18 protein-coding genes are annotated in these 21252 nt (G+C 65.2%); 13 read left to right on the top strand and 5 right to left on the bottom strand.

What is annotated here, in order from left to right:
- Positions 1-10: 10 nt before the first annotated feature.
- Positions 11-904 carry a LysR family transcriptional regulator gene (locus tag FJ977_RS21900; RefSeq protein WP_181180005.1) on the bottom strand — a complete coding sequence of 298 codons (894 nt, stop codon included), beginning with the start codon at positions 902-904 and terminating at the stop codon, positions 11-13.
- A gap of 128 nt (positions 905-1032) precedes the next feature.
- On the opposite strand from FJ977_RS21900, the gene FJ977_RS21895 reads away from it, so the two are divergent.
- From FJ977_RS21895 to FJ977_RS21880, 4 genes are read left to right on the top strand one after another with little or no spacing between them, the layout of a single operon-like run.
- Positions 1033-2274 carry an FAD-dependent oxidoreductase gene (locus FJ977_RS21895; protein ID WP_140774273.1) on the top strand — a complete coding sequence of 414 codons (1242 nt, stop codon included), beginning with the start codon at positions 1033-1035 and terminating at the stop codon, positions 2272-2274.
- Positions 2275-2285: 11 nt separating this feature from the next.
- Positions 2286-2537, top strand: coding sequence for a sarcosine oxidase subunit delta (locus FJ977_RS21890; RefSeq protein ID WP_140774272.1), 252 nt, complete (start codon positions 2286-2288; stop codon positions 2535-2537).
- 1 nt (position 2538) lies between these two features.
- The gene (locus FJ977_RS21885; RefSeq protein WP_140774271.1) at positions 2539-5433 is read left to right on the top strand and encodes an FAD-dependent oxidoreductase; all 2895 of its coding nucleotides are present in this window, start codon (positions 2539-2541) and stop codon (positions 5431-5433) included.
- A complete protein-coding gene (locus tag FJ977_RS21880; protein ID WP_140774270.1) occupies positions 5402-6106 on the top strand; it encodes a hypothetical protein in 705 nt (234 codons plus the stop codon). Before FJ977_RS21885 ends, FJ977_RS21880 begins: the two co-directional genes overlap by 32 nt.
- Before the next feature lie 49 nt (positions 6107-6155).
- Here FJ977_RS21880 and FJ977_RS21875 read toward each other — a convergent pair whose 3' ends face one another.
- Complete coding sequence (locus FJ977_RS21875) at positions 6156-7370, bottom strand: pyridoxal phosphate-dependent aminotransferase (RefSeq protein WP_140774269.1); 1215 nt, start codon at positions 7368-7370, stop codon at positions 6156-6158.
- 53 nt (positions 7371-7423) lie between these two features.
- Entirely contained in the window at positions 7424-7675 is a 252-nt protein-coding gene (locus FJ977_RS21870; protein ID WP_140774268.1) for a hypothetical protein, read from the bottom strand.
- Positions 7676-7690: 15 nt separating this feature from the next.
- On the opposite strand from FJ977_RS21870, the gene FJ977_RS21865 reads away from it, so the two are divergent.
- The 7 genes from FJ977_RS21865 to FJ977_RS21835 are packed head-to-tail and all read left to right on the top strand — an operon-like array spanning position 7691 to position 15818.
- The gene (locus FJ977_RS21865) at positions 7691-9700 is read left to right on the top strand and encodes a CocE/NonD family hydrolase (RefSeq protein ID WP_140774267.1); all 2010 of its coding nucleotides are present in this window, start codon (positions 7691-7693) and stop codon (positions 9698-9700) included.
- An 18-nt stretch (positions 9701-9718) separates the two neighbouring features.
- Complete coding sequence (locus FJ977_RS21860) at positions 9719-10669, top strand: ABC transporter permease (RefSeq protein ID WP_140774266.1); 951 nt, start codon at positions 9719-9721, stop codon at positions 10667-10669.
- Positions 10653-11540 carry an ABC transporter permease gene (locus tag FJ977_RS21855; RefSeq protein WP_140774265.1) on the top strand — a complete coding sequence of 296 codons (888 nt, stop codon included), beginning with the start codon at positions 10653-10655 and terminating at the stop codon, positions 11538-11540. Before FJ977_RS21860 ends, FJ977_RS21855 begins: the two co-directional genes overlap by 17 nt.
- Positions 11537-12502, top strand: a complete 966-nt coding sequence (locus tag FJ977_RS21850; RefSeq protein ID WP_140774264.1) for an ABC transporter ATP-binding protein — start codon at positions 11537-11539, stop codon at positions 12500-12502. Before FJ977_RS21855 ends, FJ977_RS21850 begins: the two co-directional genes overlap by 4 nt.
- A complete protein-coding gene (locus FJ977_RS21845; RefSeq protein WP_140774263.1) occupies positions 12499-13527 on the top strand; it encodes an ABC transporter ATP-binding protein in 1029 nt (342 codons plus the stop codon). Before FJ977_RS21850 ends, FJ977_RS21845 begins: the two co-directional genes overlap by 4 nt.
- 16 nt (positions 13528-13543) lie before the next feature.
- A complete protein-coding gene (locus FJ977_RS21840; RefSeq protein WP_246683249.1) occupies positions 13544-15091 on the top strand; it encodes an ABC transporter substrate-binding protein in 1548 nt (515 codons plus the stop codon).
- A 46-nt stretch (positions 15092-15137) separates the two neighbouring features.
- Positions 15138-15818: a TetR family transcriptional regulator C-terminal domain-containing protein gene (locus FJ977_RS21835; RefSeq protein WP_140774261.1), complete on the top strand. Its 681-nt coding sequence runs from the start codon at positions 15138-15140 to the stop codon at positions 15816-15818.
- Here FJ977_RS21835 and FJ977_RS21830 read toward each other — a convergent pair.
- Entirely contained in the window at positions 15815-17353 is a 1539-nt protein-coding gene (locus FJ977_RS21830) for a trimethylamine methyltransferase family protein (protein WP_140774260.1), read from the bottom strand. The genes FJ977_RS21835 and FJ977_RS21830 overlap by 4 nt on opposite strands.
- Before the next feature lie 72 nt (positions 17354-17425).
- Positions 17426-19528, bottom strand: a complete 2103-nt coding sequence (locus FJ977_RS21825; protein ID WP_140774259.1) for an FAD-dependent oxidoreductase — start codon at positions 19526-19528, stop codon at positions 17426-17428.
- A gap of 329 nt (positions 19529-19857) precedes the next feature.
- On the opposite strand from FJ977_RS21825, the gene FJ977_RS21820 reads away from it, so the two are divergent.
- Entirely contained in the window at positions 19858-20148 is a 291-nt protein-coding gene (locus FJ977_RS21820) for a YciI family protein (RefSeq protein ID WP_210243849.1), read from the top strand.
- A 15-nt stretch (positions 20149-20163) separates the two neighbouring features.
- A complete protein-coding gene (locus FJ977_RS21815) occupies positions 20164-21225 on the top strand; it encodes a maleylacetate reductase (protein WP_140774258.1) in 1062 nt (353 codons plus the stop codon).
- Positions 21226-21252: the final 27 nt, after the last annotated feature.

Genomic DNA, 21252 nt, shown 5'->3' with positions numbered 1-21252 from the left:
GAACGGAAATCTAGATCTCGCCGTGGAGCGGGATCGCCCCTGACAGCCATTGCACGAACAGCGTCGCCGACCGCGAGAGGCGGCGGTGCTGATTGGGAACCACATGCAAGGCAACCGGCAGGATTTCGCCCGCGCCGAATGGCGCCACCAGCCGCCCCGAGGCCAGATAGGCCGCCGCATAGGTCGACATGACCGCGGTGATGCCGCCCGCGCATGCCGCAACCTCCAATGCCGCCGCCGCATTGTCGGCCTTGATCGGCGCCTTGTGCGGCGAAATGACGATGTTCTCCTTCTTCGCCCAGAGATCCAGCAACTGCATCCTGCCTTGCACGTGGATGAGCCGGGCGGCGTTGAACCAATCGGCACTGGGTCTCGCTCCAGCCTGGCGGCCGGTCTCGGGGTCGCAGAGAAGCACCAGCCGCTCTCGCCCCAGCCGCACGGCGCCCGATGCCGGCTGCAGCGGATCGAGCGCAAGAATGCTCAGATCCGCCAGTTCCACGTTGGGGTCGGTCCAGATCGTGCTGTTCAGCCGGACTTCGATCCTCGGATGGGCGGCGGAAAAACCAACCAGATGCCGTGCGAGCCACAGCGTGACGAAGCTGAGCGGGGCTGAAACCGTCACGCTGGTCTGCGCCTGCGCGCCGAGCAGCCCCTCGGTCGCCGCCTCGGCCCGATCCAGCGCCTCGGCTATTCCCGGCAGATAGGCGGTGCCGACCTCGGTCAGTTCCAAGCCATTGCTGCGCCGATGGAAGAGCGGCCTGGCGAAGAACTGCTCCAGCGCACGGACCCGTTGGCTGATTGCACCCTGGGTGCAATTCAACTCCTCGGCGGCCTTGGTGAAGCTTAGATGCCGGGCCGCCGCTTCAAAGGCCTCAAGATAGGTGAGATGCGGAAGATTTCGCATGCCGAGACCCATTTTCAGTTCTTTATCCATTACGAAAACGAGGTCACTGGGTAAAGAACGATTTCTTGCGCCAGGCCGGCCTGGCGGGTTCTCTAAGGCCAATTCCAGCCGCCGAGCCGCAGGACACCATGCCCTTCTCTCTGCTGAAATACGGCTTGCGCGCCAGGCACGTGTCCTTTCGCGACATCCGCCCAACGCCCGACCTGAAACGATCCTACGACGTGGTGATCATCGGCGGCGGCGGTCACGGCCTCGCGGCGGCTTACTACCTGTCCAATGTGCATGGCATTCGCAATGTCGCGGTGCTGGAAAAGGGCTATCTCGCCGGCGGCAATACGGCGCGCAACACCACCACGATCCGCTCGAACTACATGACCGAGGAATCGGTCCGCTTCTACAAGGAAGGTGTCGAACTGTTCGAGACCATGTCGCGGGATCTTGGCTTCAACGTCATGTTTTCGCAGCGGGGGCAGCTGACGCTCGCGCATTCCGAGGCGACGCTGCGCAGCTTTCACCTGCGTGCCGAGATGGGCAAGCATATGGGCACAAGGATCGAAGTGGTCGATGTCCGGGCGGTGAAGGAGCTTTGCCCTCATCTCAACCTCGATCCCGGCGGTCAGCACGAGGTGATGGGCGGGCTCTGGCATGCCGACGGCGGCACCGCCCGCCATGACGCCGTGGCGTGGGGCTATGCCAAGCATGCCGGCGCGCGCGGCGTGGAGATCCACCAGCGCACCGAGGTGACCGGCATCGAGCGCGTGGGCGACCGGGTCACCCACATCAGGACCAACCGTGGCACGATCGCCGTGGGCCAAGTGCTGCAGGCCGTCGGCGGGCTCAACGGCCAGGTCGCCGCCATGGCGGGCATCCGGCTGCCGATACGCTGCTTCCCGCTGCAGGCGATGGTGACGCAGCCGCTGAAGCCATTCCTCGACATACTCGTCTCCTCAGCCAATCTGCACACCTATCTGGTGCAGTCCTCGCGTGGCGAGGTCGTCATCGGCGGCGGCTCCGATCCCTACCAGCTGGCTTCGACGCGCTCGACGCTGGACCAGAAGGAACATCTCGCCGAAGGCGCGCTGCACCTCTTCCCCTTCCTGCACAAGGTCAAGCTCTTGCGGCAATGGGCCGGGATCACCGACATGACGCCGGATTACAGCCCGATCATGGGCGCCTCGCCGTTGCGGAACTATTGGCTCGACTGCGGCTGGGGCACCTGGGGCTTCAAGGCGACGCCGGTGGCCGGCAAGCGCATGGCCGAGACCATCGCCACCGGGCGCGTGCCCGATGTCCTGAAACCGTTCGACCTCAGCCGGTTCGACAGCTTCGCGCTGCTGAACGAAATGGGCGCCACGGCCGCCAGCCACTGACGAGTATTCCGATGAAGCTCTTGACCTGCCCGGTGAACGGCCCGCGCAACATCACCGAATTTCAGTATCTCGGACCGGTCCGCGCGGCCAGCGCCGACCAGCCGGAGCAACTGATCGAAGCCCTGTTCTATGCCGAGAACCCGCTTGGCGTGATGCGGGAGTGGTGGCGGCACACCCCGTCCAACACCGTGCTGATCGCCGAACGCCACACTGTCAGCGACCAGATACTCGCTACCTATCTTCCCAATCGAAAGCCTGCCTGACATGACCGAACGGCTGCCGCTTCCCTGGGGATCGCGCCTCGACCGCACCCAAAAAATCCGTTTCGCCTTCGATGGCCGGCCGCTCGAAGGTTTCGCCGGCGACTGCATTGCCTCCGCCATGGCCGGCAGCGGCCGCTGGATCCTGTCGCGCTCCTTCAAGTATCACCGTGCGCGCGGCATCCTCACCATGGCGGGGCAGGACGCCAACACGCTGGTGCAACTGCCTGACGAGCCGAATGTGCGGGCTGATCTGCGCCCGATCGCCGAGGGGCTGAAGGTCACTGCCCAGAACGTCAATGGAACCGCCGAACGCGACCGGGGCGCGGTGCTCGACAGGTTGGGCCGCTTCATGCCCGTCGGGTTCTACTATCGCAGCTTCTTTGGTCCCGGCGCGAAAAGCTGGCTCAAATTCTGGGAACCGATGATCCGCAGATCGGCCGGTCTCGGTAAGGTCGACCTTACCGCCGGTCATGGCCATTATATCAGGGAAAACCTGCACACCGACGTGCTGGTCGTCGGCGCTGGCCCGGCCGGGCTTTCGGCGGCGGTCAAGGCAGCCGAGGCGGGTGCGCGGGTGCTGCTGGTCGACTTGAACCCGGAAATCGGCGGCGCCTTGACCTATGCGCGTTTCGGCCTCGAGACGGCGCAGGCCGAGGCGACCTTGCAGGCGCTGCGCGTCGCTGCCGAGAAGCTTGGCAATCTGCGGGTGCTGACCAGCGCCAGATGCAATGGCTGGTTCGCCGACAACTGGCTTCCGGTGCTGCACGGCGAGACGCTCTACCGCGTTCGCGCCAGGCAGGTCGTGGTGGCCGCGGGGTCGCATGAACAGCCCCTGGTGTTTCGCAACAACGATCTGCCGGGCATCCTCCTGTCGTCCGCGGCGCAGAGGCTGATGCGCCACTATGCGGTTCGCCCCGGCCGGCGCGCCGTGGTCTTTGCCGGCAACCGGGACGGATATCTCGCCGCTCACGACCTTCTCGACGCAGGCGTGTCCCTGGCCGCCGTTCTTTCCCCGGCAGCCGATGCGTCCGACAGCACCCTCGCGCGACACCTCGTCGAGCGTGGTGTCCGTATCATCCCGAATGTCACCGTCACGGAGGCGCTGGGGACCGGAGGCAATCGCCATATAAGAGCCATCCGCTTCACCACGCCCGAACATGGCGCGGAACTGCTGGCGTGCGATCACCTGGTGGTGGCGGCGGGCTACACGCCGTCTTACCAGCTGCCGCTGCATGCCGGCGCGAAGCTGGGATTTGACGAGACCAGCCGGCAATTCGTGCTGAGCAATCTGCCGGAGGCGTTTCATGTCGCCGGCTCGGCGGCGGGTTATTTCGAGCTCAACGCGGTGCTGCGCAGCGGCGAGATCGCTGGCGCGGCCGCCGCACGGGGGGCAGGGCATCACGCCGACCTGCCGGCCATCATCCCGGATGCCAGCGCGGCGGCGATGAACCATTTTCAATCGCTGTCCGCCCACGCCAAGGGGCGGGACTTCGTGGATTTCGACGAGGACCTGCAAGTCAAGGACATCAGGAACGCCGTCAGCGACGGCTATAGCGAGCTTGAGCTGGTGAAGCGCTATTCCACCGTCGGCATGGGGCCGTCGCAGGGACGGCATTCGGCTTTGATGACGGCCAGGATCGTCGCGGCGGAGACGGGCCGCACAGTGGGCGAGGTGGGTATCACCACATCCCGGCCGCCATTCGGTCCGGAAAAATTGGGACTGCTGGCCGGCCCGAACCATGTGCCCTACCGACATACGGCGATCCACGCCGAACATGTCGCAAGCGGCGCGAAGCTGACACCTGCCGGTGCGTGGTGGCGACCGCTGCACTACGGTGGAGATGGCGATGTCCGCAAGACGATCTCCGACGAGGTCAGGCTGGTGCGTGACAAGGTCGGCATGCTTGACGTTTCGACCCTGGGCAAGCTGGCGATACGAGGGCCGGATGCCGGCGCCTTCCTCGACCGCATCTACACGATGGCGCATGCCAGGCAGCCGGTGGGTCGCGTGCGCTACTGCCTGATGCTGAACGACATGGGATCGGTCATCGATGACGGGGTGGCTTACCGGCTATCCGAGACCGAATTCTACGTGACCGCCACCACCGGCGCCGTCGCCCGCGTCTTTACCGACATGCTGTTCGCGAACACGCAATGGGGCATGCGGGTCGATATCCAGAACGTCACCGCCGCCTTCGCGGCGATCAATGTCACCGGCCCTTCGGCACGCAAGGTTCTCGAGGCACTCGGCGGCGACATCGATCTCTCCCCGGAGGGCTTCCCCTACCTCAATGGCCGCAGCGGCGTGATCGGCGGATGCCCGGTCCGGATCATGCGCATCGGCTTCACCGGCGAACTGAGCTATGAGCTTCATGTGCCGCAATCCTTCGGCGCGGCACTCTGGCGAAAGCTGCTAGAGGTGGGCGCGCCCCAGGGGCTGCAACCCTATGGGCTGGAAGCCTCGCGCATCCTGCGTCTGGAAAAGGGGCACATCATCATCGGCCAGGATACCGACGCGCTCTCGACACCCGACGAACTGGGCATGGGTTGGGCGCTGTCGAAGGCCAAGACGCGCTATGTCGGCAAGACCGCCATCGAGGCGCGCGGCGGGCTGGGCCTGAAGCGCAAGCTTTGCGGTTTCGAACTGCCCGAGGGGCACGGTGTCCGGCTGGCGGAATCCTGCCTCGTGCTGCGCGACGGCCGCCCTGTGGGCTTCGTCACCTCGACCTGCTTCTCGCCGACGCTGGGCAAATGGATCGGACTGGCCTACGCCGACCCGCGTGACGCGGCGCCGGGGTCCAGCCTGCGCATACGCGGCCTGTGTGGCAAGGAAGTGCAGGCCAAGGTGGTGCCGACGCCGTTCCATGACCCCGAAAACCAGCGGCAGGAGATGTAGGATGCACCCGAGCAGCCATTCCGCATCGGTCGGTCATCCCGAGGGTATTGATCCCGGTTTGCGCCAACACGCCCTGGCGCGGCGCCTCGCGCGCAGGGATGGGCCGCCCGGAGCGCAGGAGAACGTCGTGCTCGATTGCACGCCGACCGAGCGGTTCGGGTTGCGTGGTCCCGGCACAATGGACTGGCTCGGTGAAGCAGGTCTATCCGCACCGGAGGTGGTGAATACCGCCATTGTCTTGTCTTGCGGCACGTCGGTGCTGCGACTTGGCCAGCAGGAGGTGCTGCTGGCGGCGCCTCCCGGCGGCAGCGGTGCGCGGTTGCGTGACCTGCGCAAGGCCTGGCACGACAGTGAGCTTCCCTCCAAGGGATATGACGCCTATCGCGACGAAGGCTGGGCGTGGTTCGTGATATCGGGTCCGGCGGCGCCCGCGCTGATGCGGCGGATCTCGATGGCCGATCTGAGGCCGGAAAGCCTCAAGGCCGGCGACGTCTCCCAGACCCGCGCCTTGCATCTGGACGCTGTCGTGGCCCGCTTCGACCGTTTCGGCGCGATATCCTATGACATTTTCTTCGATATCGCCTCGGCGGCGTTTGCATTGGATGTCCTGACCGAGACGGCTGCAGGAACGAATGCCGGCTTTCAGCTGGCGGTTCTCCACCCCGCGGAATAGTTCGGTCCTCGCCTGATACCTGCTCGCGTCTGATCCGAACTGTTGCCGCTCATGCGCGGTAGCCGTCGACGAGGGTCACCAGACGCTCGCAGGCCGCAACAGCGGCGGCGTGGTCCTGCGAAAAGTTCAGGCGGACGCTGTTTTCGGAGAACGGACTGAATTCCGTTCCGGGTGTCACGATGACGCCCGCCTGCAGGCGCAGGATGCGGACAAAATCGCCACCTGCCACGGCCAGGCGGGGCAGAGCCGGAAAGATGTAGCTGCCGGCCTCTGTCGTGCGGACCTGGATTCCGGAAGTCGCGCGGAAAACCTTCAACAAATCATCGCGGATCGCCTGGTGCTCACGGATGCGCTGGTCCATCCAGCCAGCCGGTTCGTCGAACCATGTGCGCAAAACGGCCTGGCTGTAGCCACCGGCGCGCAAGGAGACGATGGCCTGCAGCTTCTCCATCCGGGCAATGATTTCTTTCGATCCGAAGGCCACCCCCAACCGATAACCGCTGAGCGATTCCGTCTTCGATGGCCCCATGATGGTCACGACGTTCTCCGCGTCCAGCTTTTGCGCGCGCAAGTGGGTGTAGTCCACGCCGGCATACAGGAGCCGTGAGTAAAGCTGGTCGACGATGACGGTCGCGCCGTATTGGCTCGCCAGCGCGGCAATCGCTTCGATCTCCGCTCGGGAGTAGACCACGCCCGCCGGATTGTTCGGGTTCGAGAACAGGAAGACTTTTGCGCCCGACCTGAATGCGTCTTCCAATTGGCTGAGATCGAGGCCCGAACGGCCTTCGGTCGTTGCGTAGTCCATCCGGACGGGCATCATTTCGCCCTCGCAGAATTCCACCAGTTTGCGGTTGGCGAAATAGTCGGGCTGGACGATTGCCACCTTGTCGCCCCGCGACACGGTGGAGGCGACGGCCAGGAACAATGCGCCCTGGGTGCCGGGGGTGATGATCAGGCCGTCGCGCGCATCGACAGGGGCTCCGGTGAAGCCTGCCAGCCGCGTGGCCAGTTCTTCGCGGATGCCGAGATCGCCGCGATATTCCGTGTAGGCCTGCCTGCCGCCGGCTTCGACGCCGGCCGAGAAGACCTCGAACGAGCCGGGTGTCGGGGTGAACGCGTCCACGTCGCCATGCGAAAAGTCGACCGGCCGGCCGGTGATCGCGTCGCCGAGCAACACGGCGTCGATCCCGCCGGACAACTGGCGGCTCTCCTGTCCGGGCGCCGCGTCGGTGCCGAGGCCGCTGAATTTGCTCTGGATCGTCATCGGAACTCCTGACTGAAAGCACTGCCGCTGCCGCGATGCCATAGCAGCACATATCAAGCAACGAAATTTGGAAGATGGAACCCGCCGATTTCCGGAGAGCTTTCCGACCCTCGCGGATGCGGTTCGACCGCGCAGGCATATCGGCTGTGCTTCAACATCGCGATGACGGACACCGGCCGCCACCCGATCAGGAAGCCCCACGGCGCCTCACGGCTACCGAAGAACGGTTCGCATTCGGCATCAAAAAAAGCGAAGCGGGATTGCGCCGCAAATGCGCTTGTTATACGAACGTTCAACAAGAGCATTTGCGGGTACCTGCCGTGGTACGAACCGAGTTTCCCTTTGCCGTCGAAACCGTCGATCCGCTGTGGATCACGCTGGCCGACGGCACCCGCATTGCCGCCACGCTGTGGCGTCCGCGCACCGAGGGCAAGGTGCCGGTCGTTGTCGAGATGGTGCCTTACCGCCGCCGCGACGGCACCGTGGCGCGTGATGTCGATATCCATCCCTGGCTAGCCGGCCACGGCATCGCCTGCGCCCGCATCGATATCAGGGGCTCGGGCGATTCCGACGGCGATCTCGCCGACGAATATCTGCCGCGCGAACAGGAAGACGCCTGCGAAATCATCGCCCATTTCGCCGGCCAGCCTTGGTGCAACGGCAATGTTGGCATGACCGGCATTTCCTGGGGTGGCTTCAACGCGCTGCAGGTCGCGGCGCGCCGGCCGCCGGCCCTGAAGGCGATCATCACCAACTGCGCCACCGACGACCGCTATGCCGACGACATCCACTATATGGGCGGCGCGCTGCTGACCGAGCAGGAGATGTGGTCGAACTTCATGCTGGTGAAGAAGGCGATGGCGCCCGACCCGCAGATCGTCGGCGATGCCTGGCGCGCCATGTGGGAAAGCCGGCTCGTTGCGACAAGCTCGCTCTCGGAAGTGTGGCTCGCGCATCAGCGCCGCGACGACTATTGGCGGCAAGGTTCTGTCTGCGAGGATCATTCCGCGATCGAATGCGCCGTCATGGCCGTCTGCGGCTGGGAAGACAGCTATTCGAACTTCGTGCCGCGCCTGCTCGAACATCTGCCGGGGCCTAAGCTCGGTATTGTCGGGCCGTGGTCGCATGCCTATCCCTGCCGCGGCGCGCCGGGGCCGCTGATCGGCTATCTGCAGGAGGCGCTGCGCTGGTGGCGCCATTGGCTCGCCGGCGAAGACACTGGCATCATGGATGAGCCGCTCTACCGCGTCTGGATCACCGGCGAGGAGCGGCCGCGGCCATTCTATCTTCCCGATCACGCCGGCGGCTGGGCCGCCGAGGATCAGTGGCCGTCGCCGCGCATTGAGCGGCGCACGCTGCGCCTGAACGCCGCCGGGCTGGGCAGCGAACCGGCACCGGGCGCGACTTTCTCCGTCCGGTCGCCCGCCACCGCCGGACGCGACTGCGGCCGCTGGGGCGGCTATGGGGGCGCCTGCCCGGACATGCCCATCGACCAGCGCCGCGAAGACGGGATGGCGCTGTGCTTCGACACGCGGCCGCTGGATGATGATCTGACATTGCTTGGCGCGCCGGAACTGGACTTGCTCGTCAGCGTCGACCAGCCGCATGTCAATCTCGCCGCGCGGCTGTGCGATGTCTATCCCGACGGCACCTCGGCGCTGATGACCTATGGCGTGCTCAATCTCAGCCACCGCGACAGCCACGGGCATCCGACACCCTGTCCCGTCGGAACACCGTTTCGCGTGCGGCTGAAGCTCAACGATTTCGCCCGCACCGTGCCCAAGGGCCACCGCATCCGGCTGGCGCTGGCCAACCAGCACTGGCCGATCCTGTGGCCGCAGCCGAGACTGTCGACGCTGTCGGTATCAAGCGGCGACAGCACCGTGATGCTTCCGGTGCGGCCGTCGTCGCCGCGCGATCGCGACGTCCGTTTCGAGCCTGCCGAAACCGCGCCACCGGTCCCCACCACGACGCTGGACGAGGGCTTCGACCGCCGCATCGTCACCGACGATGTCGGTTCGGGCATGCAGACCATTGCGCTGACCTCCGATCACGGGCGCCGGCGCTATGACGATCGCGCCATCACCGTCTCCTCTGCCAACAGCGACACGATGAGCATCCGCAGTGACGATCCGCTGTCGGCGAAACTCGTCACCGAATATCGCTGGGCGATTGCCAGCGGCGATGCCGACACCGAGGCGATCGCAGTGACCGAACTGACAGCGGACGAAACCCATTTCAACCTGAGTTGGCGGCTCGAGGCGCGAGAACGGGGCACGCTCGTCCACAGCGCCTCGCAAACGCGGCGCATCAGGCGCGATTTCGCCTGAGTAGAAGGGAGAGAGGCCATGCTCGCATATGCAGTGAAGCGCATCGGTCTCGGCCTCCTGATCCTCGTTCTTGTCATGATCGCGATGTACGCGGCCGTCTTCCTCGTTCCCGGCGATCCGGCAACCGTGGCTCTTGGTCCGCGCGCCACGCCGGAACTGAAGCGGCTGCTGATCGAGCGCATGGGGCTCGACCAGCCGGTCTGGTGGCAGATCATCGAATTCTTCCGCAACGCGCTGACCGGCAATCTCGGCTACGACGTCTGGTCGAACCGGCCCGTTTCCACCCTGGTGCTGGAAGCGTTGCCGAACACGCTGATCCTCGGCCTGACGGCGCTGGCCGTCGCGCTCCTGATCGGCGTTCCACTCGGCTGCCTGTCGGTGATGCGGCGCGGCACGGCGGCCGATGCCGTCATCGGCGTGCTCTCGGTCGGCGTCATCGCGGTGCCGTCCTTCGTCGTCGCCATCTATTCGCTGCTGGTCTTTGCCGTCACGCTGCGCTGGCTGCCGGCCATCGGCGCCGGCGACGCCGGCGACTTCATCAGCCAGGCCAAGGCACTGGTCATGCCGGCCGCCGCCATCGCGCTCGGCTGGATCGGCTACATCGCCCGCATGGTGCGCGCCTCGATGATGGAGGTGATGGGCGAGCCCCATATCCGCACCGCGCGTTCGTTTGGTTTGCCCGAGTGGAAGATCGTCTCCAAATACGCACTGCGCATCGCCATCATCCCGACCATCTCGCTGGTCGCGGTCGGCCTCGGCAGCATCCTGTCCAGCGCCGTCTTCGTCGAGGCGGTGTTCGCCCGGCCCGGCATCGGCAAACTGATCACCGATGCCGTCAACACCCGCAACTACCCGGTCGTCATGGGCACGGTGCTGATCATGACCGCCATCTATGTCTCCATCACCATAGCCGCCGATCTGTTGATCGCGCGGCTCGATCCGAGGGTGCGCGATGTCTTCCGTGGCTGATGCCTCGTTGTCCGTACCGGACCGACAACGGTTCGTCCTGCTGCGCGCATTGCTTGCCGACCCGTTCACCTGCGTGGCGCTGATCCTGGTGACAGGCTTCCTCGTCACCGCGCTCTTCGCGCCGTTTCTGGCGCCCTATTCGCCGGTCAAGATCGACGTGCTGCACAAGCTGCAGCCGCCATCGGCGGAGCACTGGTTCGGGACCGATCATCTCGGCCGCGATCTCCTGTCGCGCGTCATCTACGGCGCGCGTACCGCACTTACCATCGCCATGGTGTCGGTGGCCATCGCCGGCGCCATCGGCCTTCTGCTCGGCCTGATCGCCGGCTACGGGCCGCGCTGGCTCGACGCCATACTGGTGCTGAGCTTCGACAGCCTGAACTCGCTGCCGATGATCATGTTCGCGCTCGCCATCATCACCGTGCTTGGTGCCGGCACCGGCACGCTGATCATCGTCATCGCCGCGACCTCATTCCCGAGCTATGCCCGGCTGATCCGGGCGCAGACGCTGGCGCTGAAGAACAGCGACTACATCCTTGCCGAGCGCCTGATCGATGCCAGTGCCGCACGCATCATCTTCGTCCATCTGCTGCCCAATGTCGTCGGACCGCTGATCATCCTTCTGTCGATGGATATTCCGGTCGTCATCATGGTCGAGGCCGGCTTGAGTTTCCTCGGCCTCGGTGTGCGTCCGCCGACACCATCCTGGGGCTCGATCCTCTACGATGGCTACACCAGCATTCGCTCGGCGCCCTTCATGGTCATCTTCGGCGGCCTGCCGCTGGTGCTGGCCACACTTGGCTTCACCTTCCTCGGCGAAGGCCTGCGCGACTATCTCGATCCGCGCCTGCAGTTGCGGAGGCCGGCATGACCGGCTCGCTCGCCGCCAGCGATCTCAGCGTCCGCTACGAGACGCCGCATGGTGCGGTGCACGCGTTGCGCCATGTCGACATCGAGGCGCATCCGGGGGAAGTGATCGGCATTGTCGGCGAGAGCGGCTGCGGTAAGTCCACGCTGGTCACTGCCCTGGCCAATCTCCTGCCGGCCAATGCCCGCATCGACGGCTCGATCTCCTACAATGGCGTCGATCTGGCGAAGCTCGACGCGTACCACCAGCGCCTGCTGCGCGGCGACGAGATCGCGCTGGTCAGCCAGGATCCGATGACGGCGTTCAATCCGGTGCTGACCATCGGCGATCAGCTCGTCGACTTCCAGCACCACCGCAAGGACCTTGGCCGGGCGCAGAAGCGGGCGCGCATTGCCGCCATGCTTGGCCGCGTCGGCATCGCCGACGCCGAGCGGCGCATGCGCAGCTTCCCGCATGAACTGTCCGGCGGCATGCGCCAGCGTGTCGCCATCGCCGCCGCGCTGCTGACCGATCCCGGCCTGCTCATAGCCGACGAGCCGACGACGGCGCTCGACGTCACCATGGAGGCGCAGATCATCCATCTGCTTCGGGAGCTCAGGCGCGACTATAATGGCATCATCATCGTCGTCTCGCACCATCTCGGCGTCATCGCCGAACTCTGCGACCGGGTCTATGTCATGTATGCCGGCGAGGTGGTCGAGGGTGGCGAGGTCGACGCGATCTTCCACGACGCGCGCCATCCCTATACGCAAGCGCTGCTCGCCTGCGACCCCGCTCGCTTCCATGAGCGGCTGGACAGGCTGCCGACCATTCCGGGCTCGCTGCCCAACCTCACCCAGCCACCGTCCGGATGCGTCTACGCACCGCGCTGCGACCGTGCCTTCGCGCCGTGCACGACCGTCGCGCCGCCGCTGGTGAAACTCGCCGCTTCTCATGTCGCGCGCTGCCATGCGGTGACACCATGAGCCCGCTGCTTGCCGTCGAGGATCTCTCCGTCAGCTTCGTGCGCGGCGGCTTGCTCAACCGGCTGATCAATCCGTTCCCGCTGCCGGGCTTCAACGTCATCGACGGGGTGACGCTGTCGCTGATGCCGGGCGAGACGCTCGGGCTGGTTGGCGAATCCGGTTCCGGCAAGACGACACTGGCCCGCACCATTCTCGGGCTCATCCGGGCAGCCGCCGGCCGCATCGTCTTCGAGGGCAGGGAGGTGCGGACGCCAACTGATTTCCGCGCCATGCGCCGGCGCTCGGCGATGATGTTCCAGGACCCTGTCGCCTCGCTCAGCCCGCGCCTGCGCATCGGCACGCTGCTCACCGAACCGCAGATCATCCAGGGTTTGCCGATGCCGGACCGCCGCGCCGCTGCCAAGGCGCTGCTGGCGCTTGTCGGTTTGCCGGCCTCCTTTGTCGACCGCTTTCCGCATGAGCTGTCGGGCGGGCAGGCGCGCCGCGTCGGTGTTGCGCGCGCCCTGGCGATGAAGCCGCATCTGCTGCTCGCCGACGAGCCGACAGCCGGCCTCGATGTCTCGGTGCAAGGCGACGTGCTGAACCTGATCGGCGAACTCAAGCGCGAGCTCGGTTTCGCCGCCATGATCGTCACCCACAACCTGGCCATGATCCGCCATGTCAGCGACCGGCTGGCCATCATGTATCTCGGCCGGCTGGTCGAGACGGGGCCGACGCAAGATGTGTTTTCGGCACCACTGCATCCCTACACCGCGACGCTGATCCAGTCAGAGCCGATACCCGATCCGCGCCGGCGCAGCCACAACCCTGCCGTCACCGGCGAGATCCCGAGCGTGTTCCGGCGGCCTTCGGGCTGCGAGTTCCACACGCGTTGCCCGATCGCACGCGAACGCTGCAGGACTGATGCGCCGGTCTACCGGCCGATGGGCGCCGATCGCATGGTGCGCTGCCATTTCCCGCTGCAGACAGGCGGGCAAGAACGGGAAGCCTTCTCACGCGCTTCCATCAACCAAAGGGGAAACTGAGATGTCAGAATGGACCATGGACAGACGTACATTCCTGAAGGCGGCCGGCGTGTTGGGCGCCGGCCTGGCGATGAAGCCGGGCTTTGCCTGGTCGGCGTCCGGCGACACGTTGCGCATCCGCATGGAAGGCGATCTTCAGTGCCTTGATCCCGCCTTTATGAATGGCGGCATCGAGGATGTCATGATGCGCGGCATCTATGTCTCGCTCAACCATTTCGGCGACATTCGGAAAGGTTCGCCCTGGTCGCTGTGGGGCGCGGAAAAGCTCGAGCAGAAAGACCCCAAGACCATCGCCTTCACCCTGATTGACGGGTTGAAATGGTCTGGTGGTTTCGGCGCGGTGACAGCCGACGACGTGAAATTCTCGTTCGAGCGCATCGCGGACAAGGCGCTGGCATCGCCCTGGGCCTATCAGTTCGAGAAACTCGACCGTGTCGAGGTCGTCGATGGCAGGTCCGGCATCATCCATCTGAAGGAGCCCTACCAGCCGATCTTCGTCACCAGCCTGCCTTACTATGGCGGCCACATCATCAGCCGCGCCGGCACCGAGAAGGCCGGCGGCAAGTTCACCACGCAGCCGCCGGCGACATGCGGGCCCTATCTCTTCTCGGACTGGCAGCAGAAGCAGAAGGTGACGCTGACGGCCAACCCGGACTGGCCGGGCCCGAAGCCGGATTTCTCAAAGGTCGAAATCTATGTCGTGTCGGACGATCAGGCGGCTCAGCTTGCCTATGAAGCCGATGCCTTCGACTACACCAAGATCGCCATTTCGGCGACCAAGGCGGTCAAGGAGAAGCCGCCGGCGGACACAAACCTGATCGAGGCGCAGTCGACCCGTTATGTCTGGCTGACCATCAATATGCTCAGCCCGCGACTGAAGGATCTGAAGGTCCGCCAGGCGGTGCAGTATGGCGTCGATGTCGGGCAGATCCTCACCGGCGTGTATGACGATCTCACCAAGCGCTCCACCGGTGTCGTCCAGCCCGGTACCAAGTTCGCGCGGGCGTCGAATCTGATCGCGGCGCCGGATTATGAGAAGTCGGCCGCACTCCTCAAGGAGGCTGGCGTCGGTGACCTGTCGCTGACCCTGACGGTGATGAACGATTCCATCCGCACCGCGACCGCGCAGATCATCCAGGCCAGCCTCGAACAGGCCGGCATCAAGGTCGAGATCCAGCCCTATGACGAAGCCGCCTTCTGGGGCGTCGGCGACAAGACGCAAGGCGACGGCTACAAGAATATCGACCTGGCGCTGATGGATTTCGCCGGCGGCATCGATCCGTCGGAAAACCTGGTCTGGTTCCGCCCCGACCAGATCGGCGCCTACAACTGGTCGGGCTTCGACAGTCCGGAATTCGAGACCAGCTACCAGCAATTGGTGGCCGAAAGCGACGAGGCCAAGCGCATCGCACTGTCGAACCGCATGGAGGATCTGATGGAGCAGTCCGGCGGTTTCGTCTTCATCTGTCACCAGCCGCTGGTCGCCATCCACAAGACCGCTTTCGACCCGGTCATCTATCCCGATGGTCACCCCAATCCGGTGCTGTTCAAGAAGAAGGCGTGAGCGCGCTTTCATGGACAGAAAGGGCATTATCGATTAGCTGGAGTCCATGACGGAAGCCCAACCAGAAGATGCAAAAAAGAAGCGCGGCGCGAAGAAGGCTCCGCCGCGCTTCAGCCGCGAACAGGCTGACGTGCGCCGCTCCATGCTGATCGAAGCCGCGACGCGCTGCCTGTCGATCGGCGGCATCGGCGCCTTCACCATCGATCGGATCTGCAGGCAGGCCGGCGTCTCGCGCGGCCTCATCAACCATCATTTCGAAAGTCTCGACGGGCTGCTGGTCGAGGTCTACAAATCCTCGCTCTACGCCAGCGTCAACAACCAGATCGCCGAAGCCAAGCGCCGCCGTGCGGAGACTTCCGATTGGTCGCCGCAGGCCGCACTTGCCGCCCTGGTGCACTCCAATTTCTCGCCCGAATATTTCAGCCGCGAGAACCTGCTGATCTGGCTGTCGCTGTGGGGCGAGATCGCTGTCAACCCGCGCCTCAAGGCGGCGCATCGCGAACTCTACGATGCCTACCGGGCGGAACTCGCCGAAGATATCGCGGCGGTCGCCATACCGCGCGGCAGGCAAGTCGACGCGCCGTCGCTGGCGCGCAATTTCATCGCGCTTGTCGACGGGTTGTGGCTCGAATGGTGTCTTGACGAAAGCGTGGTGACACCACAGGCGGCGGAGGCTGCGGGGTTCGAGATGCTGGAGGCGCAGGTGGGGCCTTTGCGGGACGCCTAGTTCAGCGGCGAACCACCCTCGCGCTTGCGGCGCTCCATATAGTCGCGCAGCGCTTCGTCGATGCCGGGATCGATCGGCGGCTGTTCGTATTCGGCGACCATGCGCTTCCACACCACATTGGCGCGTTCGCGTGCCGTGACCTGGCCGCGCTCGACCCAGGTGTCGTAATTATCCCAGTTGGACACCAGCGGCGAATAGAAGGCGCGCTCGTAGCGTTGCATGGTGTGGGCGGCGCCGAAGAAATGCCCGGCCGGGCCGACCTCGCGCACCGCCTCCAGCGCCAGCGTGTCGATATCGACCACGGGCGGATCGAAATAGGCCGACATCATCTGCAGCATCTCGGCATCGATGACCAGTTTCTCGAACGACGCCGTCAGCCCGCCGCCGAGCCAGCCGGCGGCATGCAGCACCAGGTTGGCGCCGCCCATCAGGCAGCCCCACAGCGACATGGCGCTCTCATAGGCGGCCTGCGCGTCGACCGAATTGGCGGCGGTGACATTGCTGGAGCGGAACGGCACGCCGATCAGCCGGCAGAGCTGCCCGGTGATCTGCGCGGCCTGTGTGTATTCGGGCGTGCCGAAGGCCGGCGCGCCGGTCTTCATGTCGACATTGGAGGTGAAGCCGCCATACATAACCGGCACGCCCGGGCGCACGATCTGGGTCAGCACGATGCCGGCCAGCGCCTCGGCATGCTGCTGCGACAGCGCGCCGGCCAGTGTCACCGGGCTCATCGCGCCGGCCAGCGTGAACGGCGTGATGACATTGACCTGGCCATGCTCGGCCAATGCGATCAGCCCTTCGGCCATCGGCTCGTCAAGCTGGAGCGGCGAGTTGGTGTTGATGATGCCGGTGAAGACCGGCATCTCCCGGGCAAGGTTCTCGCGTGTCGTGCCGAGCGAAATCGCCACCATTTCAAGCGCGTCGATGGCGCGGCCCTGACCAAGGGTTTGCGGCTGCCAGTTCTTGTCGAGCAAGGTGATCTCGGCATAGTAGAGATCGAGATGGCGCGTGTTCTGGTGCAGGTCGAGCGGCTCGAACGGACCGCCGCCTTCCTGGTGCAGGACATTGAACGACTGGATGAGTTTCAGATAGTCGCACATCTCGGCATAGGTGCCGGGGCGGCGGCCGCGATCATTGTCCATGACATAGGCCGGGCCGCCGACCGACGACAGGATGCAGTGCCGGCCGCCGACCTTGACGTTCTTGGCGGGATTGCGGGCGCGCAGCTCGAAGGATGATGGCGCCATGGCGACGCGCTCCATCACCATGGCGCGGTCGAAGCGTACCCGCATCGCGCCTTCGTCGACATCGCAGCCGGCGGCGCGATAGAACTGCCGTGCCCGCGGCTGCAGCACGCGCATCCCGATCTCTTCGAGAATGGTGAGGCCCATTTCGTGGATCGTCTGGACCTGGTCTGCCGACAGTATCTCGATCGGCGCATAGGGCCGCGTCAGCTGCTTCCACGGACGCTGCTCGATGCCGCCGATCTCGCGCTGCGGGCGGCCGGGTCTGCGACGTGCGGCGGTGCGTTCCATGGCCTTCCAGACCTCCCTGTTTTGACGCAATTCCTATGGGAAAACCGCTTCACACTTTTCCCGGAATTGCTCCTATTCGGCTGCCGTGCGCATATCGAAATCCGCTACCGCGTCGACGATAGGCGTGTCGCGGCGATAGGGCTGCCAGCGGACCTTCGCGCCGATCTCACGGGCGAGCTTGTGACCGCTGTGAACGGCATGGGCGATGGCGCCCGGCGCGAGCGTGTCGCCGATCCGATCGACGCTGCCGATGCCGACGGCCGCAAGCGCGTCCGCCCGTTGCGTCAGCGTCTCGAACAGCTCGTTGCGCGGCAAGCGCAGCCCGACGATCAGCACCGAGCGGCAGGCAATGCGGCTCTCCTCGCCGGTGAACAGATGCGCCAGCGTCGCCGTCTCGCCGTCGAAGGATTTCAACAGATGCAACGTCGTCACCGGCACGTTGCGGCGCGCCAGCGCACGATGCACCAGCGGCAGCTCGTTGGTCATGATCGTCCATGCGGACGCCTGGCCGGCCGGGGTGACGTAGCTGACCGGGATGCCTTGTGCGGCCAGATGCTCGGTCAGCACGCCGCCCATGTAATAATTGTCGAAATCGAAGACCAAGGTTGGTCCTTGCGGAAGGCGGCCGGCGGCGATGTCGTCGGGTGTGAACACATCCGGGTGCTCGAGCGTGCCGACCGGAATCTCCATCGAGGAATAGAGCATGTTGGTCCAGCGCGCGCCGGTCGCCAGCACCACGCGCTCCGGCGCGAGGTCGATGATTTCGTCTGTGCCCAGAACACTCTCGGGATAGAGCGAGACATTGCTCATCTCGCCGAGCCGTCCGAGCCGGTAGTCTACGACACGGTTCCAGGCGGAAAGGCCGGGCAGGGTCTTCTCGAAGGTCAGCCGGCCGCCGAAGCCGCGGCTGCTGTCGGCGAGCATCACCTCATGGCCGCGACGGCCAAGCGTCAGAGCGCATTCGAGCCCGGCCGGTCCGCCGCCGACAATCAGGATGCGCTCCGCTCTGTCGGCGCGTTCAACACGCTCGGGGTGCCAGCCGCGCCGCCATTCCTCGCCGGCGGTCGGGTTCTGCGTGCAACGTACCGGCACGCCGTCATGCCAGCTCGAAATGCAGATGTTGCAGCCGATGCATTCGCGGATTTCGGCCTCGCGGCCCTCACGGATCTTGGCCGGCAGGAAGGGGTCGGCGATCGAGGGCCGCGCGCCGCCGATGAAGTCGAGCACGCCGCGCCTGATCTGCGAGACCATGGTGTCGGGCGAGGTGAAGCGGCCGACGCCGACCACCGGCTTTTTCGTCATCGATTTGACGAAATCGATCACCGGCTCATGGCTGCCTTCGCCGGTGAAGCGCGACGCCGAACAGTCGGTCGGGCTGGAATCCATCTTGACGTCGAACAGGTCGGGCAGGTCGGCCAAAAGTTCGATCAGCTCATGCGCCTCGGAAGGCTGGTTGCGGCCGGGCCGGCCGCGCAGTTCCTCGAGGCTGACGCGCAGCGCGATGCCGCAATCCTTGCCGACAGCATCCTTGGTGACCTCGATCATCTCGCGCACGAAGCGCACGCGGTTCCCGATCGGTCCGCCGTATTCGTCGGTGCGATGGTTGTACTCCGGCAGCAGGAACTCGTAGCCGAGATAGCCCATGCCGGCATAGACGTAGACCACGTCGAAGCCGGCCGTGCGCGCCTTGCGCGCCGCCTCGGCCTGGCATCGCAGCACCTCCTTCATGTCGGCCTTGTCCATGGTCTTCGGCCGCAGATTGCCCATGAAGCCGACATGCGTGGCCATCCATGGAATTCCCGATGGCGACAGCGGCGGCAGGCGGCTTGTCCTGTTCATGACGGACGCGCCGCCATGCCAGAGCTCGACGCCGGCAAGCGAGCCATGGCGGTGCACGGCCTCCGTCATCAGCGCATGGGCACGGATATCATTGTCGTCCCACAAGGTGGCGAAAGGCAGCGGGGCGTCGTCCGAACTCGGATCGATCGAACAGGCGCCGGTGCAGATCACGCCCCATCCGCCCTCGGCCTTGGCTTCGCGGAAGGCCGCACGCACCCTTGGAAGGGCGTTGGTCATGCCGCTGGCATGCGGCACCTGGTAGAAGCGGTTCGGCGCGGTGACCGGCCCGATCCGCATCGGCTCGAACAGGATCTCGTAGCGAGGATTGCAGGTCATCGGGGCTCGGCGAATATGCTTGTTGAACGATCGTACAACAAGCATATTCGCCGGCATTGCAGAACGCAATGGCCCAAAGCAACGGCGCTGGGGATCGGTTCGAAAGCAGGGTCAATGCGACGGTGTTGGGATGGACCGATCGCACGGGTTCACAACACGATCGCATTTGTCCAAATTGGACAGATCTTGAAACCGGTCAGCCCTATTTCGGGCTAACCTCTTCTAGCCCGTCTTTCGTCGCCAGCCCTCGAAGGTCACTCGACCCGTTTTGAGGGTCGTTTCGTTCCGATCGCTGGCAACGGCCTGCCGGGCCTTTTGGGAGGAATGTCGTGACACTGTTTGCCGTCCACTGTCTGGACCATGCCGATGCCTTGCCGAGGCGCCTGGCCAATTATGACGCGCACAAGGCGCACCTCGCGCAGGGGCGTGTGAAGACCCTCATCTCGGGTCCGCTGGTGGCAGAGGACGGGGAGACGATGATCGGCTCGCTCTTTGTGTTTTCCGCCGAAAAGATCGAGGATGTCAGGGCATTCAATGCCGCGGATCCCTTCAGCGCGGCCAATGTCTGGCAGTCGGTCAGCATCAACCCGTTCCTGATGCGCGTCGACAACCGGAGCTAGGTCCGAGGCGAATTCATGGAACCCTTCGTCTATAACGGCCAGCCGGCCCGCGTCATTTTCGGATCCGGCACCATCCAGCAGCTGCCGGCGGAACTGGACCGGCTGGGCTTGAAGCGGGTCGCCGTGCTGGCAACGCCGCCGCAAGAGCCGGAAGCGCGACGGCTCGTCGAACAGCTCGGCGGCCGCGCCGCCGGCGTCTACGCGCGGGCGACGATGCATACGCCGGTGGAGGTCACCGAGGATGCGCTGCGTGTCATTCTGGACCTCAAGGCCGACGGGCTCGTTGCCGTGGGCGGCGGCTCGACCACGGGCCTTGCCAAGGCCATCGCGCTGCGCACCGACCTGCCGCAGATCGTGGTGCCGACCACCTATGCCGGTTCGGAAATGACGCCGATCCTCGGTGAGACCAGGGACGGAGTGAAGGTCACCCAGTCGAGCCCCAAGGTGCTGCCCGAAATCGTGATCTACGACATCGACCTCACTCTGTCGCTGCCCGCGGCCATGTCCGGCACCAGCGGGCTCAATGCGATCGCGCATGCGGTCGAAGCGCTTTATGCACGCGAGCGCAATCCGGTCATCAGCCTGATGGCGACGGAAGCGATCGGCGCGCTTGCCGTCGCCTTGCCGACAATCGCCCTCGAGCCCGGCAACCGGGAAGCGCGCACAAAGGCGCTTTATGGCGCCTGGCTTTGCGGCATCTGCCTGGGCTCGGTGGGCATGGCGCTGCACCACAAGCTTTGCCATACGCTCGGCGGCAGCTTCGACCTGCCGCATGCCGAAACGCATGCGATCGTGCTTCCGCACGCGCTTGCCTACAACGCTCCGGCGGTGCCGGACGTGATGCAGCGGCTGCGCGACGTGCTCGGCACGGACGACCCGGCCATGGCGCTCTACGACCTTGTCGGCAAGGTCGGCGCACGGCGTGCGCTCGCGGATATCGGCATGCCTGAAAGTGGTATCGAGCTTGCGACGGACAGGGCGCTGTCCAACCCCTACTGGAACCCGCGCCCCCTTGAGCGCGAGGCGCTGAAGGGGCTGATCGCCCGGGCTTACGCAGGCGAACGGCCGCGCTCCTGACGCGCGGCGAAATCTGGAGGAGGACCG

Origin of the sequence: Mesorhizobium sp. B2-1-3A (assembly GCF_006442655.1) — a bacterium.
Lineage (GTDB): Bacteria > Pseudomonadota > Alphaproteobacteria > Rhizobiales > Rhizobiaceae > Mesorhizobium.
This window is presented reverse-complemented; position numbering and strand designations above follow the sequence as displayed.

What these genes read in the sequence shown, in the direction of transcription:
- FJ977_RS21900 (WP_181180005.1), bottom strand. Translation starts at nt 904, where the DNA reads ATGCGAAATCTTCCGCATCTCACCTATCTTGAGGCCTTTGAAGCGGCG.
- FJ977_RS21895 (WP_140774273.1), top strand. Translation starts at nt 1,033, where the DNA reads ATGCCCTTCTCTCTGCTGAAATACGGCTTGCGCGCCAGGCACGTGTCC.
- FJ977_RS21890 (WP_140774272.1), top strand. Translation starts at nt 2,286, where the DNA reads ATGAAGCTCTTGACCTGCCCGGTGAACGGCCCGCGCAACATCACCGAA.
- FJ977_RS21885 (WP_140774271.1), top strand. Translation starts at nt 2,539, where the DNA reads ATGACCGAACGGCTGCCGCTTCCCTGGGGATCGCGCCTCGACCGCACC.
- FJ977_RS21880 (WP_140774270.1), top strand. Translation starts at nt 5,402, where the DNA reads ATGACCCCGAAAACCAGCGGCAGGAGATGTAGGATGCACCCGAGCAGC.
- FJ977_RS21875 (WP_140774269.1), bottom strand. Translation starts at nt 7,370, where the DNA reads ATGACGATCCAGAGCAAATTCAGCGGCCTCGGCACCGACGCGGCGCCC.
- FJ977_RS21870 (WP_140774268.1), bottom strand. Translation starts at nt 7,675, where the DNA reads ATGCTCTTGTTGAACGTTCGTATAACAAGCGCATTTGCGGCGCAATCC.
- FJ977_RS21860 (WP_140774266.1), top strand. Translation starts at nt 9,719, where the DNA reads ATGCTCGCATATGCAGTGAAGCGCATCGGTCTCGGCCTCCTGATCCTC.
- FJ977_RS21855 (WP_140774265.1), top strand. Translation starts at nt 10,653, where the DNA reads ATGTCTTCCGTGGCTGATGCCTCGTTGTCCGTACCGGACCGACAACGG.
- FJ977_RS21850 (WP_140774264.1), top strand. Translation starts at nt 11,537, where the DNA reads ATGACCGGCTCGCTCGCCGCCAGCGATCTCAGCGTCCGCTACGAGACG.
- FJ977_RS21845 (WP_140774263.1), top strand. Translation starts at nt 12,499, where the DNA reads ATGAGCCCGCTGCTTGCCGTCGAGGATCTCTCCGTCAGCTTCGTGCGC.
- FJ977_RS21840 (WP_246683249.1), top strand. Translation starts at nt 13,544, where the DNA reads ATGGACAGACGTACATTCCTGAAGGCGGCCGGCGTGTTGGGCGCCGGC.
- FJ977_RS21835 (WP_140774261.1), top strand. Translation starts at nt 15,138, where the DNA reads ATGACGGAAGCCCAACCAGAAGATGCAAAAAAGAAGCGCGGCGCGAAG.
- FJ977_RS21830 (WP_140774260.1), bottom strand. Translation starts at nt 17,353, where the DNA reads ATGGAACGCACCGCCGCACGTCGCAGACCCGGCCGCCCGCAGCGCGAG.
- FJ977_RS21825 (WP_140774259.1), bottom strand. Translation starts at nt 19,528, where the DNA reads ATGACCTGCAATCCTCGCTACGAGATCCTGTTCGAGCCGATGCGGATC.
- FJ977_RS21815 (WP_140774258.1), top strand. Translation starts at nt 20,164, where the DNA reads ATGGAACCCTTCGTCTATAACGGCCAGCCGGCCCGCGTCATTTTCGGA.